This window comes from Arthrobacter sp. AQ5-05, assembly GCF_003287975.1.
Taxonomy (GTDB): Bacteria; Actinomycetota; Actinomycetes; order Actinomycetales; family Micrococcaceae; genus Paeniglutamicibacter.
Genome location: NZ_QMKQ01000014.1, coordinates 91,687 through 109,663, shown reverse-complemented (window position 1 = coordinate 109,663; position 17,977 = coordinate 91,687). Strand labels below are relative to the sequence as shown.

The following is a 17,977-nucleotide window of genomic DNA, read 5'->3' as shown; positions in this document are numbered from 1 at the left end:
TAAAAAAATCCCGGCAAATTGCCCCAGGAATCCACACGGGGGTGCGGACCCTGAAACCATTCACCAATAAAATAAATAAATTGGTATCAACAAATTTGGCACACTATTGAGTTCTCAAACAACAGACGCTTCCAACTTCCACGACCCGGGCTGATGTTTCCTGCCGGCGCTTCGCTCTGGAGCAACTTTTCAAGCTTAGTCCCATTCAAACCCGGAGTCAAATCGACTTCCGAAATTCATTTGGAATTCTTTGCATCCGCCTTCCGCGGCTCTCCCTTTCGGGCTAGGCTGCGGGGCTCGGTGCGAGAAACAACTCTACGCGCAACCCGCCCGAATGTCCAAACGCGGGCTTCCTCCACCCTCCGAAGCGCGCAAACCGCAGAATCACGGGGAATCTCGGTCATATAACGGTCCAAAACCAACGAAAATTGCCAAATTGGATTTCTGTGAACTGGCCCACAGTATTTACCGGTCAAGGGCGGGGTTTCATTGCATTGAAAAAATCCGCATTTCTAGGCTTCGAATCCCTCGGGTTGGACCACACAGATGGTGTCCGGATCCTCGGTCGAATAATGGCCAACCGGGTCGGCGTACTCGACCCATGTACCTGTGGGCTCCAGGTACTCGAAACGGTATTTGGCCCCGATGGCCACACCGGGGATGAAGATCTCCCAGATCCCGCTGTTTCCAAGCTTGCGCATGGCGTGGGAGGAACCGTTCCAGATATTGAAGTCGCCGCACACCCGTACGGCCACGGCGTCGTCCTGCTTGACCACGAAACCGGTGCCTTCCACCTCCCCCATGGGTGAAGAGTAGTGCTGGGGGTGCGCACCAAGCAGGAGCTCCTGCACCTGTACTCCCCCGGTCCTGATTCGATGCAGCTCCATCTCGCCAAGGCGCGGTGTGTGCCGGTACGGATCGTCGACCACACGTACCCCGTCGGGCTCAATGCGTTGGATCCGGTAATCGGGCACCCGCCCGATCTCCTTGGCTTCAAGCAGGCCCATCCAGATGTCCCCGTGTTCGCGTGCCATCGGAACGGTCTCGCTTTTGGTGAGGATGTTGATGGCCAGGGCATCGCGTTGCAGGGTCCTGACGCTCACGTGACCCAAGCGGTTCAGGTGCGGGCCGAGGACCGCATGCGGGGATTTGTCTTCGCCGCGTTCAACCGCTTCCAAGACCTCGGGCCGCACATGCAATGGTGCACCCAAGGATTCCTCAAGCCGTTGCGGTGCATAGTCATCGGCGTCTGGCTGCGTTGGACCCATGGTGTTTCTCCATCCCTTCGCTGCGACGAGATGTTCCCCCGGCTGCATTCCGGAGCCCGGGGTTCCCTTGTGTCTCACGCTATCGAGAATCGCCGGGCTTGGGAATAGCCCGCCGGGCCGCCCCGGGGCACCGGGACCCGCGTTAACGAAGAAAGTGGTCCGACGAATCCTTGCCAGAAACGTCGAACCACTTTCATGAAAGCCTAGCGCCTTCCGGGCAGTGCCCGGTGCACGGTGTTGCCCTACTTGCTGCGCTTGCGCGAAACCTCGTAGAGGGTGATGCCAACTGCCATCGATGCGTTCAACGACTCCATGTTGGAGTTGATCGGGATCGAGACGATCAAGTCGCAGTTCTCGCGCACCAGGCGGGAGAGGCCCTTGCCCTCGGAACCCACAACGATGCACAGGGGATCGGTGGCCAAGCCAAGATCCGGAAGCGAAACGTCGCCTTCGCCATCAAGTCCGATGACAAACACGCCGGCTTCCTTGATGCCCTTGAGAGTGGAGGTCAGGTTCGGAGCGCGGGTAACCGGGACACGCACCGCGGCACCGGCGCTGGTCTTCCACGCCGAAGCGGTCATGCCCACCGAGCGACGCTCGGGAACAATTACCGCGTGGGCGTTGAAAGCCGAGGCCGAACGAATGATGGCACCGAGGTTTCGTGGATCGGTGATCCCGTCCAAGGCGATGAACAGCGGGGCGTTCTTGATATGGCCCTTCTTGAACTTGGAGATGGTGGCGTTGACGGTTTCCAGCGCATCGGCGTAGTTGTACGGCGGAACCTGAAGAACCAAGCCCTGGTGAATGGCCTCGTCGGTCATCCGGTCCAATTCCGGCTTGCCGGTTTCCATCACCGGGATGCTGCGCTCGGCAGCGATCTTCAAGACTTCGCGGACACGCTCGTCCACGTCGATACGGATGGCGATGTACAGGGCCTTGGTCGGAATGCCGGCGCGAAGTGCCTCGACGACGGAGTTGCGCCCGGTGACCAGCTCTTCGCTGTTCTTCGAACGTCCCCCGGTGCTGCGTCCGCGGGGCGCAGGGCCCTTGGCCGGGCCGCGCTTGGCGGCGGAGCGCTCGGCGAGCTCCTTGTTCTTGTAGGCCTTGTGGTAGGGGCGGTCCTCGGCCTTGGGCGTGGGGCCCTTGCCTTCGAGTGCCTTGCGGCCATATCCGCCAGTTCCGACGGAGGGGCCCTTCTTGCTCTTGCGTATGGCGCCGGAACGCTTCTGTGCAGCAGACATGATGGTGTATTCCTAGGATCGGGGCGGACGGCACGGCGATTTCACACACCGCCCCGCCCATTTTAGCGACAAAGAACGTCGATTCCTTGCCCTTTGTGGGGCAACTTACGCTTTCAGGCTCCAGCGGGCACCGTCGGCGGAATCCTCGACCACGATTCCCGCCGCTGCCAGGGTGTCCCGGATGGCATCCGAACGTGCCCAGTCCTTGGCTTCGCGGGCGGCGGCCCGGTCGGCCAATTGCGCGGCAACCAACACGCCCAGGGCCGAGCTCAGGGCCGAGTCTGCACCGCCGCCGGCCTCGATGGTGTCATCCAGTCCCAGCGCGTAGGTCATGGCCATGACCTGCTGCATTGCTTCATCCGCGGTATCCATCTCGCCAGCGGCCAGCGCGGTGTTGCCGCGGCGCACGGTCTCGTGCAGGGCTGCCAGCGCCTGGGGCACGTTCAAGTCGTCGTTCATGGCGTTGGCGAACGCCTCGGTGACCTCGAAGTGGTGCATGTCGATGGAGAAGTCGTCGTTCGGTCCGACATTGTGGATGCGCAAAAGCGCATTGGCGACGAAAGTGTCGATGCGCTCGACCGCGGCCGTGGCCTCGGCCAGCGAGTCGGGGCGGTAGTCCAGCTGCGAGCGGTAGTGCGCCTGGCCCAGGAAATATCGGACCACGCGCGGGGTGGCCAGTTCCAGCATCTGCGCCGGGGAGATGGTGTTGCCGATCGACTTGGACATCTTCTCGCCCTGGTAGGTGACCATGCCGTTGTGCATCCAGAAGTTCGCGAAGTCGTGGCCCGCCGCCATCGACTGGGCCATCTCGTTTTCGTGGTGTGGGAAGCGCAGGTCCAGGCCGCCGCCGTGGATGTCGAAGGCGGTGCCCAGGTACTTGGTGACCATGGCGGAGCATTCCAGGTGCCAGCCCGGGCGGCCTGCGCCCCAGGGGCTTGGCCAGGAGGCGGTTTCCGGGTCCGTGGGCTTGTGGCCCTTCCACAGGGCGAAGTCGCGAGGGTCGCGCTTGCCGCGTGGATCGGCGTCCGGGGCGCCCTGCATGTCGTCGACGTTCTGGTGCGTCAGCGAGCCGTAGGCGGGGAAGGAGCGCACGTCGAAGTACACGTCGCCGGAGTCGTCAAGCGCCGGGTAGGCGTGGCCGCGCTCGATCAGCGTGGCAATCAGCTGGTGCATCTCGGTGATGTGGCCGGTGGCGCGCGGCTCATAGGTCGGCCGGCGCACACCCAGGGTGTCGTACGCGGAGGCGAATTCCTGCTCGAAGCGGTAGGCCAGGGCGAACCAGGCTTCGTTGGCGAAGTAGTCCTCGTCACCCTCGAAGTCCTCGGAGAAGGAGGCCGCGGACTTTTCAAGGATCTTGTCGTCGATGTCGGTGACATTGCGGACCACTGTGACCTCGAAGCCGCGGTTTTCCAGCCAGCGCGTGAGGATGTCAAAGGCGATGGCGCTGCGCACGTGACCCACGTGCGGCATGCCCTGGACTGTCGCGCCGCAATAGTACAGCCCGACCCTGCCTTCGATCAGGGGAACGAAGTCCCGGGTCGCTGCCTGCTTGGTGTCGTAAAAACGGATGCTCACCAGTACAGGTTATCCGAGGCGGTCAAACGCCCGGTGCGAGGTCGTGAGGGGAATCAGGGGCGGACCGAGTACACCAGTGCGGTGGCGTAGGCGGTCAGGCCCTCGCCCGTCCCTTCGTAGCCCAGTCCGTCCGAGGTTGTGGCGGTGACGGTGACGGGGGCGCCGGCCGCCTTGCTCAGCACGGCGTCGGCCTCCAGCCGGCGGGCGGCGAACTTGGGTCGGCGGCCCACAAACTGGACGGCCACGTTGCCGATCTCAAATCCGGCCTCGCGCACCAGGCGGGCGGCCTCGGCCAGCAGCGTGGCGCCCGGGGCCCCGGCGTATTCGGGCCGGTCGGTGCCGAAGTGCGTGCCCAGGTCCCCGATCCCGGCCGCGGAGAAGAGTGCGTCGCAGGCGGCATGGGCCACGGCATCCCCGTCGGAGTGCCCGGACAGGCCCTGGTCCCCGGGGAAATGCAGCCCGGCCAACCACATGGGCCGGGACTCGGACGGATCGGCTACGGCATGCACGTCGATCCCGATTCCGGTGCGCGGGATCAACAGCGGGGCCGGGTCGCCGGTGGGCTCGGTCATCGGGGATTCCTTCTCTGGATGGCGCGGCAGCATGGATTCGGCCAGGACGAGGTCCGGTTTGGTGGTGATCTTCAGTGCCGCGGCCGCGCCCGGAACGGTGTCCACGCGCTCGCCCAGCATCTCCATGAGCATCGCGTCATCGGTGATCGCCTCGGCTTGGGCCCGGTCCCAGCCGGCGGCGCGCCGGTGCGCGGCCAGCAGCGTGGGGGCGTGGAAGCCCTGCGGGGTTTGGACCGCGCGCAGCGTTTCGCGGGCCGGGGTGCCGGTGATGTGCGGCTGCCCGTGGCCCGGGTCGGTGGCGACCTGCTTGATGGTGTCCACCACCGGCAGCACCGGAATCACCGCGCGGGCCCCGGCAACCAGCGCCGCGGCCACCTGGCGGAAGACCTCCGGCGGGGTCAGGGCGCGGGCCGCATCGTGGATCAGGACCCGTGCGGTTCCAGCATCCATGGCCGCCAGCCCGGCACGAACCGAGTCGTTGCGCGTTGCGCCTCCATCGACGCAGCGTGGTTTCAGCGGATGGTCGGCGGCGCGGGCCGCCAGTTCCTTATCACCGCGGGGCAGCACGACAATGACGTGGGCTGCGCAGCCTGCCAGCTGGATGCGGTCCAGCGCGTGCTCAAGCAGCGACCGCCCGGCCAATGGAACCAGGGCCTTGGGGATTCCGAAGCCCAGCCGGGTTCCGGAGCCGGCTGCGACGACAATGATCGCCGTTTGTTGGATCTCTGGCTGGCTCAGGGAAATGGGGGAATTCACGCACCCAAGCCTAGCGGTGTTCGTTTCCCGCTCGGCGATGGCCGGCCTGTGGGGTTAAATGCCGGTGGGGATCCGGGACTCCTTGCGGAAGTCCGGATCCCCACCGGGGTTCAAATCAATTTGTGCTTGGAAGCTGCTACGAAGCCAAGACCTCGTCGAGGACGGTTTCTGCCTTTTCTTCGTCGAGCTTCTTGGCCAGCGCAAGTTCGCTGATCAGGATCTGGCGTGCCTTTGCAAGCATGCGCTTTTCGCCTGCGGAAAGACCGCGGTCGTTGTCACGGCGCCACAGGTCACGAACGACCTCTGCCACCTTGATCACGTCGCCGGAAGCAAGCTTCTCCAGGTTCGCCTTGTAACGGCGTGACCAGTTGGTAGGCTCTTCTGTGAACTCGGCACGCAATACCTCGAATACGTGGTCCAAGCCCTCCTGCCCAACTACGTCGCGCACACCAACGAGATCGACATTTTCTGCCGGAACCTCGATGGTCAAATCACCCTGGGCAACCTTAAGCTTGAGATACATCTTCTCTTCGCCCTTGATGGTGCGCATCTTGATCTCTTCGATCATTGCTGCACCGTGGTGCGGGTAGACAACTGTCTCGCCAACCTCAAAAACCATGTGGATAAACCCCTTTCCCGTTAACCAGTTTATCACGATAATTGGTCAAAACGATTCGGGGTCCTGCCCTACTCCCTAGCAATGGCGCGGTTTTGGCCCTTCCCAAGCGACCGATCTAGTGCTATGTCAAGCGGTCATTTCGGGTCGTTTCAGTGCCTTGATCAGCACATTGATGACACTTACGCCGGGGGCCGAATCATACATTCGGGACAAAACCCATTAGGCTAGGGGACGAGAGTGGCTCCCTCGGGTGCAACCCGTGTGCCCACGAGCTCACCCGAACTCGAACCTGATTGAGGAGTTTGTGCCGTGATGACCGCACAGAAGAACCGTGGACGCCGCGTCGTTGCAGCAGCCGCACTTGCCATGTTGACCCTTGGTGTTACCAGCTGTGGCGCCATCAACGAACAAGCGACGACCTTCCAGTACGCCGCATCCGATGGAATCGTGCTCAACGTCGGCGATCTTGACGTCCGCAACCTGATGCTCATCACCAAGAGCGCCACCGACGAGGCCCGCGTACTCGGCTCCCTGGTCAACGACACCGACGCCGCCCAGTCACTGGAACTGAAGCTGTCGACCGGCTCGGTCACCATTGCGGTCCCTGCCAAGAGCGTCGTCCAGCTGGAAAAGAAGGAGAACGAAAAGCTCCTGCCTTCCACCGGAGTGGCCCCCGGGGCCCACGCCAAGGCAACGCTGACTGTTGGATCCAACTCCGATGAGGTCGGTGTCCCGGTAATCGACGGCACCCTTGAGGAATACCGCCAGTACGTTCCGGGCGGATTTGACCCGAGCGTTCTCAACCACTTGACCCCGTCCCCGAAGCCTGCCGAACACTAGGCGGCGCGGGCGCCACGGCGCCGACGGGAAGCTTCACGCTTCAAAAGCGATGGGCCCGGAGGATTCCTCCGGGCCCATCGCTTTTGGCGTTAAGCGTCGTTGGCCCGGGCCGCCCGGGCAGGGCGCGCGAGGGCACCCTGCTTGGCAATGCCAAGCAGGGTGCCGTCGCGCAGGTCGATTAGGCCTCGAACTTGTAGCCCAGTCCGCGCACCGTGACCAGGTGCACCGGGGCAGCCGGCTCCGGCTCGATCTTTGTCCGCAGGCGCTTCACGTGCACATCCAGGGTCTTGGTGTCCCCCACGTAGTCCGACCCCCAGACCCGGTCGATCAGTTGCCCTCGGGTCAGCACCCGGCCGGCGTTGCGCAGCAGCATTTCCAACAGCTCGAATTCCTTCAACGGCATCGGAACCTCCGAACTGCCCACCGAGACGACGTGGCGTTCCACGTCCATGCGCACCGGGCCCGCGGCCACGATGTTGGATACCAGCTCGTCGCCCTCGCCTTGGCGCCGCAGCACCGCACGGATGCGGGCCACCAGTTCCCGGGAGGAGTAGGGCTTGGTGACGTAGTCGTCGGCACCCAGCTCCAGGCCGACCACCTTGTCGATTTCCGAGTCCTTGGCGGTCAGCATGATCACCGGCACCTGGGAGGTGGTGCGGATCTGGCGGAACACCTCGGTCCCGGGCTGGCCCGGAAGCATCAGGTCAAGCAGCACAAGGTCGGCGCCGTGGCGCTCGAACTCGGTGACGGCATCCAGGCCGTTGTCGGCCACGCGGACCTCGAAGCCCTCCTTCTCCAGCAGGTACGTCAACGGGTCGGAGAGCGACTCCTCGTCCTCAACCAGCAAAATACGGGTCATCCCCGTCCTCCTTCCGGCAGCGCGCCCGAAGGGCGCGCACCGTGTTGTGTGTGATCGTTCCGCGAGGGAAGCGATTTGTCTTGTTCGCTGGATTCCTCGAGCATTGGCAGGCGCACCGTGAAGGTCGAGCCCTGTCCGGGCTGCGACCACAAGGTGATTTCTCCGCCGTGGTTGGCCACCACGTGCTTGACGATGCTCAGGCCCAGCCCGGTGCCCCCGGTGTGTCTGGAGCGTGCCGCGTCGATGCGGTAAAAACGTTCAAAGATCCGTTCCTGCTCGTCCGGGGCGATGCCCGGGCCCTGATCGGTGACGGAGATCTGGATCAATCCGTCGCGCTCCCGCAGCCCCACACCCACGGTGGTGTCTTCCGGGGAATAGCGGATCGCGTTGTCGATGAGGTTGCGCAGGGCGGTCATCAGCAGGTCGCGGTCCCCGAAGACCGCGTGGTCAACGGTGCCGCCCACGGAGATCTTGATGCGCTTTTCCTCGGCCGGGAGCTTGTTGCGGTCCACCGCCTCGGCAAGCACCTCGTTGAGGTCGATGGATTCGCCGGCCAGCACCACGTCGGTGCCCTGCAGGCGGGAGAGCTCGATGATGTCCTGGACCAACGCGGCCAGCCGGGCCGATTCCTTGTAGAGCCGGGCGGTGAAACGGCGCACGGCGACCTCGTCGTCGGCCGCGCCGTCGATGGCCTCGGCCAGCAGCGAGATCGCCCCGACGGGGGTCTTCAGCTCGTGGGACACATTGGCGACGAAGTCGTTGCGCACCGCGGCGGTGCGGGTGATCTCGGTGCGGTCATCGGCCAGCAGCAGGATGTATTCCTCGCCCAGCGGGGCGACCCGCACGTGCACGAACATGCTGGTGGCACCCATGGTGCCGCGCTGCAGCTCGAACTCGCGCTCTGCGATCACGCCGTCGGCGCGGACCTTGCGGGCCAGGGTGCGCAGTTCCTCGTGGATCAGCGTGTGCCCGCGCACCAGACCGTAGGCATAGGAGGCCGGGTTGGCGCGCACCACCCCGTCGACCTCATCGAGGATCACGAAGGCGCGACCAATGACCGAGAGCACTTCGGCGGAACCTTCGGGCAGCGTTGGTTCGCCGACCACGGGCAATCCGCCGCGGGAGAGCATCGAGCCGCGGTACGCCATGATGCCCACAATGCCCAAGGCCAACCCGACGAGGCCCGCAACCACCGATAGCAAGACATCATTCACGCTTCCTAGCCTAGCCGGGGTTCGAAGCCCGACCCGTGTCAAAGCGGGGGCATCGGCGACTCATTCACCAAACGTTCACCTTGTTCCCCCGGATGGTTCACCCGGTGCTGTAACAATGGACATGAACAGTTCCGTCGTCCGTGCCGGACGCGGTGCCCCACCGTAGTGAAAGGACGCCCGCGTGCGTAAGGTTTTCCAGGCCGATCTGCAGCAAATCGGAGAAGAGCTCATTGAGATGTCGCGTTTGGTGGCCACGGCCATGGAGCGGGCCTATGAGTCGTTTGCCAATGCGGATATCGAATTGGCCCAGGAAGTCATTGCCGAGGACGCGAAGATCGACTTCCTGCAGACCCAGCTCGACGAGCGGGCCATCGACGTATTGGCACTCCAGGGCCCGGTGGCCTCGGACCTGCGCATGATCGTCGGGTCCCTGCGCATGAGCGCCTCGCTGGAGCGCATGGGCGATTTGGGCCGCCACGTGGCCCAGCTGGCACGCCTGCGTTTCCCGCAGCAGGTGGTCCCCGATTCCATCGCCCCCACCTTCAAGGCCATGGCCGAGCTGGACATCGCGATCGCGAAGAAGGTCGGCGAATTGCTGGACAGCCGCGATTTGGCCGTGGCCAGGGAAATCATCGAACTGAACACCAAGATCGACGAATTGCATGTTTCGATTTTCAAGGCCGTCGCCGCCCCGGAGTGGAACCACTCCGGGCCGATGACCGCCGATGTCACCTTGACCAGCCGCTACCTGGAGCGCTTCGGCGACCACGGCGTCTCGGTGGCACGCAAGGTCTCCTACCTGGTCACCGGGGAATGGGATCCGGACATCACCGGTTTCTAGGCTTCATGACGCGAAAACGCGCCGGGACCGGCCCCACGGGGCCGGGCCGGCGCGTTTTGCGTGGTGCGGGATGCGCGATTAAACGCCAAACCGCCACATCCATCCCGCACGCGGGCACCCTTGGCACCGAAGACAGTTGGTCGTCGGTGGGCGGGCGCCGTTGCGCGGAAAAGTGCAGCGGCAGAGCTTGGTGGGCGTTGGCTTATTTAGCCTTCGCAGTCGCGGCAGTATGCCACGCCATTTGCCTCGCGCGCCAGCAGCGTGCGGTGGCGGATCAGGAAGCACGAGCCACAAAGGAACTCGTCTTCCTTCTGCGGAACGACGGTGACCGTCAGTTCCTCGTTTGACAGGTCGGCACCCGCCAGCTCGACACCGTCGGAGGTGTCTTCCTCATCCAGGTCTCGGGACACGCTGCGTGCGTCGGGAGCGTTTGCGGACTTGACCGCTTCAAGGGAGGCCTTACGGGCCTCGGCTACGTCTGGCCGGACCTCGTCATAATCAGTTGCCACGAAATGCAATCCTTACGTGATTCAGGGGTACGTCGAGACGACACAGTACAGCATGAAGCCGTGTGCGCAAGTGCCAATTCTTCTTTTTAAGCCCGTCGCGCACATTTTGTGATCAGACGCACATTCAGGTCGTCTCGGTCCGCCGCATCCGCATGGCGCCGGACACAGTGGGCGAGGTTGCCTGCCGCCCCCGCAAACCGCCAAAAAGGCGCCTTCCGGCCAACGGATCGGGGCCGTGCCCCCTGCCCGGAGAGGGCAGGGGGCACGGCCCCGAAAATCCCCCTCTCGGGGGGAAGCGTGCTTGGCTTAGCGGCCCTGGTTGGCCACGGCCTTGATGGCGTCCGCCGCGGCGTCCGCATCCAGGTATTGTCCGCCGCGGGTGACCGGGGTGAAGTCCTCGTTCAACTCGTAGACCAGCGGGATGCCGGTGGGGATGTTCAGCGATGCGATGTCCTCGTCGCTGATGCCGTCAAGGTGCTTGACCAGGGCGCGCAGCGAATTGCCGTGCGCGGTGACCAAAACGGTCTTGTGCGCCGCCAGGTCCGGTTTGATCTCGTCCTCCCAGTACGGAAGCATCCGCACCAGCACGTCCTTGAGGCATTCGGTGCGCGGGGCATCGTCCCCGAGGTTGGCGTAGCGCGGATCGTTGATCTGGCTGAATTCCGAATCGTCGGCCAATGGCGGCGGCGGGGTGTCGTAGCTGCGGCGCCATTCCATGAACTGCTCCTCGCCGTACTCGGCCAGGGTTGCAGCCTTGTCCTTGCCCTGCAGCGCGCCGTAGTGGCGTTCATTCAGGCGCCAGCTGCGCTTGACCGGGATCCAGGACAGGTCCGCGGACTCCAGGGCCAGGTTGGCGGTGATGATGGCGCGCTTGAGCAGCGAGGTGTGCAGCACGGCCGGGGCCAGGCCGGCTTCGGTGAGCAGCTTTCCGCCGCGGGTTGCCTCGGCACGGCCCTGCTCGGTGAGCGTGACGTCGTACCAACCGGTGAACAGGTTCTTTTCGTTCCACTCGCTTTGCCCGTGGCGCAGCAGGATCAGGGTGTAAGTCATGAAACCCATTCTAGGACGCGTGAAGTGCCTTACTTTATTCCGTGACACGCGCGGGTCGGGGTGCCGGGCACTTTACGCTTAAGCCAATGGTTCAGAAAGCGACTCGGCTCGGCGGACGGTCGCTGACCGGTCGCCCGCTGGGCAATACGACCCGTGGGACGACCAATCCCAACCGCATGCGCCGCGTGGACCGCTGGATGACAGGCCCCCAGGCCTGGCGCCTGCGCCCCGGAACCACCGGGGCCCCGCCCATTGCGGTTGACCTTGGCTACGGAGCGTCTCCCGCCACCGCCGTCGAATTCTTCGACCGTGTGCGCTCCGTGTCCCCGTTGGCCCAAGTGGTGGGCATCGAGATCGAACCCGAACGCGTCGCCCGCGGCACCGCCCTGCACCTGGATGGCCTGGACTTCCGCCTGGGCGGGTTCGAGATCCCCATCGATTCCCAGGCCACCGTGATCCGCGCCTTCAACGTGCTGCGGCAATACGACGAGGCGGACGTGGCCGGCATCTGGGAAACCATGGCCGGGCGGCTGACCGAGAACGGCGTGCTCATCGAGGGCACGTGCGATGAGATCGGCCGACGCAGCTCCTGGGTCGCCGTGACGAAAAACGGTCCGCAGACCCTGAGCATCTCCCTGCGCTTCGGTGCCTTCACCCGCCCCTCCGATGTCGCCGAGCGTCTTCCCAAGGCGCTGATCCACCGCAACATCGACGGCGAACGCATCCACGAATTCCTCGCCGCGGCCGATGCCGCATGGCTTTCCGCCGCACCGCTGGCCTCCTTCGGCAACAAACAGCGCTTCGTGGCCATGTGCCGGGCCCTGCGCGAGAATGGCTGGCCGATCTGCGACTCGGCCGCGCGCTGGCGGCTGGGCGAGCTGACCGTGAAGTGGGAGGCAGTGGCCCCGCGCACCGGCGCCCTGGCCTTGGCAGAACTCAACTAGCCAGCCCCGGATTTCACGCTCCCCGAGAGGGGTGTGCAAAACATCGTCCTTGGCCCCATACTTGAGCCATGGTCAAAGGTGTTGGGCGGCCCGGGAAGACACTTCTGGTGCTGCTGTGCGTGATAGCCGCACTCGTGCTCGTCTCCGTTGTCGTCGTGCTTACCCGCGGAACACCGAAACCGCTGGATGCCTCCAGCCCCGCCGGGGTCGTGCAGGGCTATGTCACCGCCTTCGTCGCCGGGGACGAGGCCGGCGCCGAACGCTTCCTCGAGCCCGGGGCGGACACCCGGTGCAAGGGGTTCGAATCCATCGCCCCGGAGCGGAATATCCGCGTTGCGCTCATCTCCACGACACAGCGCGAGACCACCGCCGATGTTGCGGTTTCCATTTCCTATACCAACGTGGACGGTCCCTTCTCCAGCCCCGAATACGCCAGCGAGGAATCCTTCGGCCTGTCCCTCGTGGATGGGAAGTGGCTGATTTCCAGTGCCCCGTGGCCGTTGCTCACCTGCCATGACACGGATATCGAGCCATGAGCGCCCCCTCCGCGGCAGCCGGCCGCCCGAGCGCCCCGGCGCTGGGCACGCTGCGCCGCATCATCCTCTTCGTGCTCCTGTTCGCCCTCGTGTCCCTGGCTGCCTCCGGCGTGGGCGGGCTGCTGGGCAGGTTGTTCACTGCGGCCGAGACCATCGCGTTCAATGATTCCTCGTCGCTGGCGCTTTGGCTGGCGCTGACCCTGGTTGGCGGGCCGCTGGGTGCCGTGGTGTTCTGGGCCTCCTGGCGCTTGCTGGCGGATCCGGCCGAACGCCGCGCCACCGCGTGGGGCATCTACGTCTCGGCCATGTACGTCACCTCCCTGGTGACGGCGACCAGCTTCGGCATCGGCGCCCTGGCCTCCCTGGCCGGCGGGGACACCGTTTTCTGGAAGTCCTCCCTGGCCAAGGCGCTCCCTTGGGCAGGGGTCTGGGTGTGGCACCGGTGGATCCTGGGCCACCGCAGCCGGGGCCCGGAGGCGTTGGCGACCCTCCCGCTGGTGCTGGGCACCGTCCTGGGCCTGGTGATCGGGCTGGGCGCCGGCACCAACGCGCTGGCGGTGCTCTTCGAGCATGCGTTGGGGGCCGACGGGGAACTGGCGGCCATCGGGGTTCCGTGGTGGCGACCCGGGCTCGGCCTGCTGGTATGGGCCACCGGAGGCGTCCTGATCTGGTGGTGGCACTGGGTCCGCGAGGGCGCCCGCAAGTTGCACACCAGGCTTGCCGGGGTGGGGCTGGTGGCGATCGGCGTTGCCGGGTCCGCGCTCCTGGCCCTGGGCGGAGCCGGCGTGCTGCTCTACGTGCTGCTGCGCCTTGGCTTTGATCGCACCGACCCGGTGCCGGCGATCGTGGAACCGGTGCCCGAGGCGCTGGCCGCCGCGCTGCTTGGCACGCTGTCCTGGCTGTATCACGCCCGGATCGCTCGGGCCCGGCCCGAGCCGGTTCCGGCTGCGGCGCAGCTGGCGATCTCTGGAATCGCCCTGGCAGCCGCCGCCTCGGGGAACGGGATCATCATCAACGCCGCCCTGGCCACGGGCACCACGCGGCTGGGCGGCACCGACGCCACGACGCTGCTGCTGGCGGGCCTGAGCTCGCTGGCCATCGGCGGGCCGCTGTGGTGGTTCTTCTGGCGTCCGACCCGTCCGGCGGAACCGCACGGCCGGCGCATCTACCTGGTGTTGGTCTTCGGGATCAGCGCCGTGGTTGCCCTGGTCACGCTGCTGGTGATCGGCTTCCGGCTCTTCGAGTACATGCTGGGGGACGCCGGCGACGCCGGCCTGCTCGAACGCGTCCGCGCACCGCTGGGCCTGCTGGTGGCCACCGGGCTGGTGGCCGGGTACCACTTCGCGCTCTGGCGGCACGACCGCGCCGCGGCCCCGGTGCCGTCCGCCAGGCGGACGGCACCGGCCATCGGGGAGGTGCTGCTGGTCGCCGGATCCAACGCCCGGGAACTGGCCGCGGCCATCGCGGCGCACACCGGTGGCGTGGTCACGGTGCTGCCGCGTGCCGACGGCGGCACCACGGCCCTCGAGGCGGTGCTTCCGGCACTGGAAGGCCTGTCGGCCGGGCGCGTGCTGCTGCTGGCCGGGCCCGGGGACCGGGTCGAGGCCATCGAGCTGGAGGCGGACACGCCGCACTAGCCGCGAGCGCCGGAAACCAGGAAACGCGGCCGGCACGCTCCCGCGAGGGGCGTGCCGGCCGCGTTCGAGGTACCGGTGCGGCGGCTGCGGAACCCGCCGGATGCTCAGTAGTTGTAGTAGCCGCCCTTGCCGGACACCGCCGGCTTGACGTCCGCCAGGTACACGCAGGCGATGCAGGCGCCGATGAGCTGGAAGATTCCGCCGCCGCCGCCGGAAAGCACCGAGAGCACGCAGACCAGGGTCGCGGCGGCGGTCATGCCCATCCAGAACGACTTGGTGCGCTTGTTCTCGCGCTGGTAGTTGGCCGCCGGATGCCGCACCGCGTCGACAAGCGCCAACAGGGCCAGCACCGCGGCAACGATGCCAAGGGCGAACAGGAGATAGTACTCAAACAAGTGCGCATAGACCATGGGATTCAGCTTAGCCGCCAACGCCCAGCGCCGCGCTCAGGTCTGCGTGCAAGTCCTCGATGTTTTCGATTCCCACACTCAGCCGCACCAGGTTCTCCGGGACCGTGTCCGGTTCCCCCTGGTGGCGCCGGCGCCGCTCGGCCAGCGACTCGACCCCGCCCAGCGAGGTTGCCGGGGTCCACAATTCCAGGCGAGCGAGCATGGCGTCGGCCGCTGCCGCGCCGCCTTCGACCTCGAGGCACAGGATCGCCCCGAACCCGTCAAGCTGCGCCGCGGCACGCTGGTGCCCGGGATCGGTCGGCAGCCCCGGATAGCGCACCCTGGACACCGCCGGGTGGGAGGACAGGCGCACGGCCAGTTCCATCGCGTTGGCTTCGGCCCGGTCCAGGCGCAGGGCCATGGTGCGGATGCCGCGCAGCGTCAGCCAGGCCTCGAAGGGCCCGGGGATCGCCCCGTGCAGGGTCCGCATGGTGTGCAGGCGGGTGCGCAGCTCCGGATTCCCGGTCACCACGGCACCCAGGACCACGTCCGAGTGCCCTCCCATGTACTTGGTGGCCGAGTGCACCACCACATCGGCCCCTTGGGCCAGCGGGCGCTGGCGCAGCGGGGTGGAGAAGGTGTTGTCCACCACGGTCAGCACGCCGGCGGCGCGGGCGGCGGCCAGCAGCACCGGCAGGTCCGCGACCTCGAGCATCGGGTTGGTCGGCGATTCCAGCCAGGCCATGTCGGCCCCGGCGAAGGCGGCGACCGCTGCCTCGGTGTCGGCCAGATCCACGTGGCGCACCTCAAGCCCCAGGGTCCCCTGCAGCTCGGTGACCAGGGAAAGCGAGCCGTTGTAGGCGTGGGCCGGGATCACGATGGTGCCGCCGGCCGGCAGCAGGGAGAGCGCCGCGGCCACCGCTGCCATGCCAGAGGCGTAGGCCAGGGCCGGAAGCTCGCACCCCTCGAGGGTGGCGATCGTTTCCTCCAACGGATCCCAGGTCGGGTTGGTGAAGCGCCCGTAGACCTTCTCCCCGGCTCCCGGCGACCCCAGGGAGTGGAAGGTCGAGGAAAGCACGATGGGCGGGTTAACGGGCTGGTCAACGGCGTGCGGCGGGCGCCCGGCGGCCACCACGACGGTGTCCGGGGCCCACGGAGCAGAAGCGGGGCGAGTCATGTTTTTCAGGTTACTCCCTGCCCGTGTCGATCCACGGCTTGGTGACGCACGCCGTGCGGGTTCGCCGATGGGGAACCCGGTGCCCGGGGCGGATAGGCTAGTGGCCGTGAGTGACACGCAGCTGAACCCCAAGATCGCCGGCCGCTTCATCGTCTTCGAGGGCGGCGACGGTGCCGGAAAGTCCACCCAGGCCTCCCTGCTGGCCGATGCCCTGCGCGCGGCCGGCCACACGGTGCTGCACACGCGCGAGCCCGGCGGCACGCAGATCGGCGAGAAGCTGCGCTCCCTGGTCCTTGACCACGGACAGGGCACCGTCGATGCACGCACCGAGGCGCTGATGTATGCCGCGGCCCGCGCCGCCCACGTCGAGCAGGTCATCCGCCCGGCCCTGGCGGCCGGCACCATGGTCGTCTGCGACAGGTACGTCGACTCCTCCCTGGCCTACCAGGGCATCGGACGCGCCCTGGGCGAGGACGCGGTTCGCTCCATCAACGACTTTGCCACCGGCGGGCTGGTCCCGGACTTGACGGTGCTGCTGGATGTGGCACCAGCCGACGGGCGGTCCCGGCGCACCACGGGTGCCGACGGGGCCCCGGTGGCCGAGGACCGCCTGGAATCCGAGCCCGACGAGTTCCACTCCCGCATCCGCGACGCCTTCGTGCGCTTCGCCGCCCGCGAACCGGAACGCTATCTGGTGCTGGATGCCGCCGCCGATGTCCCGTCCCTGGCCGCCGCCGTTTCCGCTGCGGTGCTGGGCCTGCCGGAAGGGAAAGAAGCCTAGCCATGGAGGTCTGGGACGATTTGCCGGGGCAGGACAAGGCCATCACCGCACTGCGCCGCGCGGTGCTCGAGGGCACCCCGGCGCACGCATGGCTGTTCACCGGTCCCCCGGGCTCCGGGCGCTCGAATGCTGCCCGCGCCTTCGCCGCGGCCCTGCAATGCCAGCTGCCCGATCCGGCGCAGCGCGGCTGCGGGCAATGCAAGGCCTGCGTGACGGTGCTGGCCGGGACCCACCCGGATGTCGCGCTGATCGCCACCGAGAAGGTCAACTACCAGATCGAGGACGTCCGGACACTGATCACCAAGGCCCAGGACCGGCCCTCCACCGCCCCCTGGCGGGTGATCATCGTGGAAGACGCCGACCGGATGACCGAGCGCACCACGAACGTGCTGCTCAAGTCCATCGAGGAGCCGCCCCCGCACACCATCTGGATCCTCTGTGCGCCTTCCCCCGCCGACGTGCTGGTGACCATCCGCTCGCGCTGCCGCTCGGTCTCGCTGGCGGTGCCCACGCGCCAGGCCGTCGCCGAGCTGCTGGTGCGCCGCGACGGGCTCACCGCCGAACAGGCCGACTTCGCCGCCCGGGTGTCCCAGTCGCACATCGGCATTGCCCGCCGGCTGGCCCGCGACGAGGAGGCACGTCGCCGCCGGGACCGGACCGTGCGGATGCCGTTGCGCATCCGCTCGGTCTCCGACGCGGTCATGGCCGCGGCCGAGCTGGTGGAACTGTCCACCGCCGAAGCCACCGCCTCGTCCACCGAACGCGCCGAAACGGAAGCCGCCGCGCTGCGCACCGCCCTGGGCATGGATGCCGATTCGCCCATCCCGGCCCAGCAACGCAGCCAGTTCAAGGCCCTGGAGGAAAACGCCAAGCGCCGCGCCCGGCGCTCCACCCACGATGCGCTGGATCGTTCGCTGATCGACCTGACCACGTTCTTCCGCGACGTGCTGCTGCTGCAGCTGCGCAGCGGCACCGAGCTGGTCAACGAGTACCTGGGCGACAACCTGCATGCCTACGCCAACGCGTCGCGGCCCGAGGCCACGGTGGCGAAGATCGATGCCATTGCCGAAGCCAGGGTGCGCATCGGCGCCAACGTGGCCCCGTTGCTGGCCATCGAGGCCATGATGGTCACGTTGCGCCCAACCAAGTAGCGACATGACCCACCTTTC

Annotated in this window: 18 protein-coding genes; 7 read left to right on the top strand and 11 right to left on the bottom strand. The window is 66.4% G+C overall.

Annotated elements, in window-relative coordinates:
• Positions 1-512: 512 nt before the first annotated feature.
• The 5 genes from DQ353_RS13250 to DQ353_RS13230 form a co-directional block, all read right to left on the bottom strand.
• Positions 513-1,268: a GlgB N-terminal domain-containing protein gene (locus tag DQ353_RS13250; protein ID WP_181578391.1), complete on the bottom strand. Its 756-nt coding sequence runs from the start codon at positions 1,266-1,268 to the stop codon at positions 513-515.
• Between the two features lie 242 nt (positions 1,269-1,510).
• A complete protein-coding gene (rlmB, locus tag DQ353_RS13245; RefSeq protein ID WP_113763205.1) occupies positions 1,511-2,509 on the bottom strand; it encodes a 23S rRNA (guanosine(2251)-2'-O)-methyltransferase RlmB in 999 nt (332 codons plus the stop codon).
• A 105-nt stretch (positions 2,510-2,614) separates the two neighbouring features.
• On the bottom strand, positions 2,615-4,084 hold the full coding sequence (gene cysS, locus DQ353_RS13240) for a cysteine--tRNA ligase (RefSeq protein ID WP_113763204.1): 1,470 nt from the start codon (positions 4,082-4,084) through the stop codon (positions 2,615-2,617).
• 53 nt (positions 4,085-4,137) lie between these two features.
• Entirely contained in the window at positions 4,138-5,412 is a 1,275-nt protein-coding gene (gene ispD / locus DQ353_RS13235; protein ID WP_286166809.1) for a 2-C-methyl-D-erythritol 4-phosphate cytidylyltransferase, read from the bottom strand.
• 136 nt (positions 5,413-5,548) lie between these two features.
• A complete protein-coding gene (locus DQ353_RS13230) occupies positions 5,549-6,031 on the bottom strand; it encodes a CarD family transcriptional regulator (protein ID WP_071214867.1) in 483 nt (160 codons plus the stop codon).
• Positions 6,032-6,340: 309 nt separating this feature from the next.
• Here DQ353_RS13230 and DQ353_RS13225 point away from each other — a divergent pair, with 309 nt between their 5' ends.
• Positions 6,341-6,871: a hypothetical protein gene (locus tag DQ353_RS13225; protein ID WP_181578390.1), complete on the top strand. Its 531-nt coding sequence runs from the start codon at positions 6,341-6,343 to the stop codon at positions 6,869-6,871.
• A 178-nt stretch (positions 6,872-7,049) separates the two neighbouring features.
• On the opposite strand, the gene DQ353_RS13220 is transcribed toward DQ353_RS13225, so the two are convergent.
• Together DQ353_RS13220 and DQ353_RS13215 are read right to left on the bottom strand one after the other, a co-directional pair.
• The gene (locus DQ353_RS13220; protein WP_113763202.1) at positions 7,050-7,730 is read right to left on the bottom strand and encodes a response regulator; all 681 of its coding nucleotides are present in this window, start codon (positions 7,728-7,730) and stop codon (positions 7,050-7,052) included.
• Entirely contained in the window at positions 7,727-8,944 is a 1,218-nt protein-coding gene (locus tag DQ353_RS13215; RefSeq protein ID WP_286166808.1) for a sensor histidine kinase, read from the bottom strand. Before DQ353_RS13215 ends, DQ353_RS13220 begins: the two co-directional genes overlap by 4 nt.
• Before the next feature lie 181 nt (positions 8,945-9,125).
• Here DQ353_RS13215 and phoU point away from each other — a divergent pair, with 181 nt between their 5' ends.
• Positions 9,126-9,785, top strand: a complete 660-nt coding sequence (gene phoU, locus DQ353_RS13210) for a phosphate signaling complex protein PhoU (protein ID WP_113763201.1) — start codon at positions 9,126-9,128, stop codon at positions 9,783-9,785.
• A 206-nt stretch (positions 9,786-9,991) separates the two neighbouring features.
• On the opposite strand, the gene DQ353_RS13205 is transcribed toward phoU, so the two are convergent.
• On the bottom strand, positions 9,992-10,294 hold the full coding sequence (locus tag DQ353_RS13205) for a DUF4193 domain-containing protein (protein ID WP_071214863.1): 303 nt from the start codon (positions 10,292-10,294) through the stop codon (positions 9,992-9,994).
• Positions 10,295-10,600: 306 nt separating this feature from the next.
• The gene (locus DQ353_RS13200; RefSeq protein WP_113763216.1) at positions 10,601-11,344 is read right to left on the bottom strand and encodes a phosphoglyceromutase; all 744 of its coding nucleotides are present in this window, start codon (positions 11,342-11,344) and stop codon (positions 10,601-10,603) included.
• 86 nt (positions 11,345-11,430) lie between these two features.
• Between DQ353_RS13200 and DQ353_RS13195 the strand changes: the two genes are divergently transcribed.
• The 3 genes from DQ353_RS13195 to DQ353_RS13185 all read left to right on the top strand — a co-directional run bounded on the left by DQ353_RS13195 (position 11,431) and on the right by DQ353_RS13185 (position 14,461).
• Positions 11,431-12,288, top strand: coding sequence for a class I SAM-dependent methyltransferase (locus DQ353_RS13195; protein WP_113763200.1), 858 nt, complete (start codon positions 11,431-11,433; stop codon positions 12,286-12,288).
• A 68-nt stretch (positions 12,289-12,356) separates the two neighbouring features.
• Positions 12,357-12,824 (top strand): LpqB family beta-propeller domain-containing protein, encoded by a 468-nt coding sequence (locus DQ353_RS13190; protein ID WP_113763199.1) that lies wholly within the window; start codon positions 12,357-12,359, stop codon positions 12,822-12,824.
• Positions 12,821-14,461 carry a DUF5671 domain-containing protein gene (locus tag DQ353_RS13185; RefSeq protein ID WP_286166807.1) on the top strand — a complete coding sequence of 547 codons (1,641 nt, stop codon included), beginning with the start codon at positions 12,821-12,823 and terminating at the stop codon, positions 14,459-14,461. Before DQ353_RS13190 ends, DQ353_RS13185 begins: the two co-directional genes overlap by 4 nt.
• Positions 14,462-14,565: 104 nt before the next feature.
• On the opposite strand, the gene DQ353_RS13180 is transcribed toward DQ353_RS13185, so the two are convergent.
• Both DQ353_RS13180 and DQ353_RS13175 read right to left on the bottom strand, forming a co-directional pair.
• Positions 14,566-14,871, bottom strand: a complete 306-nt coding sequence (locus tag DQ353_RS13180; protein WP_113763198.1) for a DUF2516 family protein — start codon at positions 14,869-14,871, stop codon at positions 14,566-14,568.
• A 10-nt stretch (positions 14,872-14,881) separates the two neighbouring features.
• Positions 14,882-16,027 carry a trans-sulfuration enzyme family protein gene (locus tag DQ353_RS13175; protein ID WP_113763197.1) on the bottom strand — a complete coding sequence of 382 codons (1,146 nt, stop codon included), beginning with the start codon at positions 16,025-16,027 and terminating at the stop codon, positions 14,882-14,884.
• Positions 16,028-16,148: 121 nt separating this feature from the next.
• Here DQ353_RS13175 and tmk point away from each other — a divergent pair, with 121 nt between their 5' ends.
• Positions 16,149-16,808 (top strand): dTMP kinase, encoded by a 660-nt coding sequence (tmk, locus tag DQ353_RS13170; RefSeq protein ID WP_113763214.1) that lies wholly within the window; start codon positions 16,149-16,151, stop codon positions 16,806-16,808.
• Between the two features lie 2 nt (positions 16,809-16,810).
• The gene (locus tag DQ353_RS13165) at positions 16,811-17,959 is read left to right on the top strand and encodes a DNA polymerase III subunit delta' (RefSeq protein WP_113763196.1); all 1,149 of its coding nucleotides are present in this window, start codon (positions 16,811-16,813) and stop codon (positions 17,957-17,959) included.
• Positions 17,960-17,977: the final 18 nt, after the last annotated feature.

What these genes read in the sequence shown, in the direction of transcription:
- DQ353_RS13250 (WP_181578391.1), bottom strand. Translation starts at nt 1,268, where the DNA reads ATGGGTCCAACGCAGCCAGACGCCGATGACTATGCACCGCAACGGCTT.
- rlmB (WP_113763205.1), bottom strand. Translation starts at nt 2,509, where the DNA reads ATGTCTGCTGCACAGAAGCGTTCCGGCGCCATACGCAAGAGCAAGAAG.
- DQ353_RS13230 (WP_071214867.1), bottom strand. Translation starts at nt 6,031, where the DNA reads ATGGTTTTTGAGGTTGGCGAGACAGTTGTCTACCCGCACCACGGTGCA.
- DQ353_RS13220 (WP_113763202.1), bottom strand. Translation starts at nt 7,730, where the DNA reads ATGACCCGTATTTTGCTGGTTGAGGACGAGGAGTCGCTCTCCGACCCG.
- DQ353_RS13200 (WP_113763216.1), bottom strand. Translation starts at nt 11,344, where the DNA reads ATGACTTACACCCTGATCCTGCTGCGCCACGGGCAAAGCGAGTGGAAC.
- DQ353_RS13195 (WP_113763200.1), top strand. Translation starts at nt 11,431, where the DNA reads ATGGTTCAGAAAGCGACTCGGCTCGGCGGACGGTCGCTGACCGGTCGC.
- DQ353_RS13190 (WP_113763199.1), top strand. Translation starts at nt 12,357, where the DNA reads ATGGTCAAAGGTGTTGGGCGGCCCGGGAAGACACTTCTGGTGCTGCTG.
- DQ353_RS13185 (WP_286166807.1), top strand. Translation starts at nt 12,821, where the DNA reads ATGAGCGCCCCCTCCGCGGCAGCCGGCCGCCCGAGCGCCCCGGCGCTG.
- DQ353_RS13180 (WP_113763198.1), bottom strand. Translation starts at nt 14,871, where the DNA reads ATGGTCTATGCGCACTTGTTTGAGTACTATCTCCTGTTCGCCCTTGGC.
- DQ353_RS13175 (WP_113763197.1), bottom strand. Translation starts at nt 16,027, where the DNA reads ATGACTCGCCCCGCTTCTGCTCCGTGGGCCCCGGACACCGTCGTGGTG.
- DQ353_RS13165 (WP_113763196.1), top strand. Translation starts at nt 16,811, where the DNA reads ATGGAGGTCTGGGACGATTTGCCGGGGCAGGACAAGGCCATCACCGCA.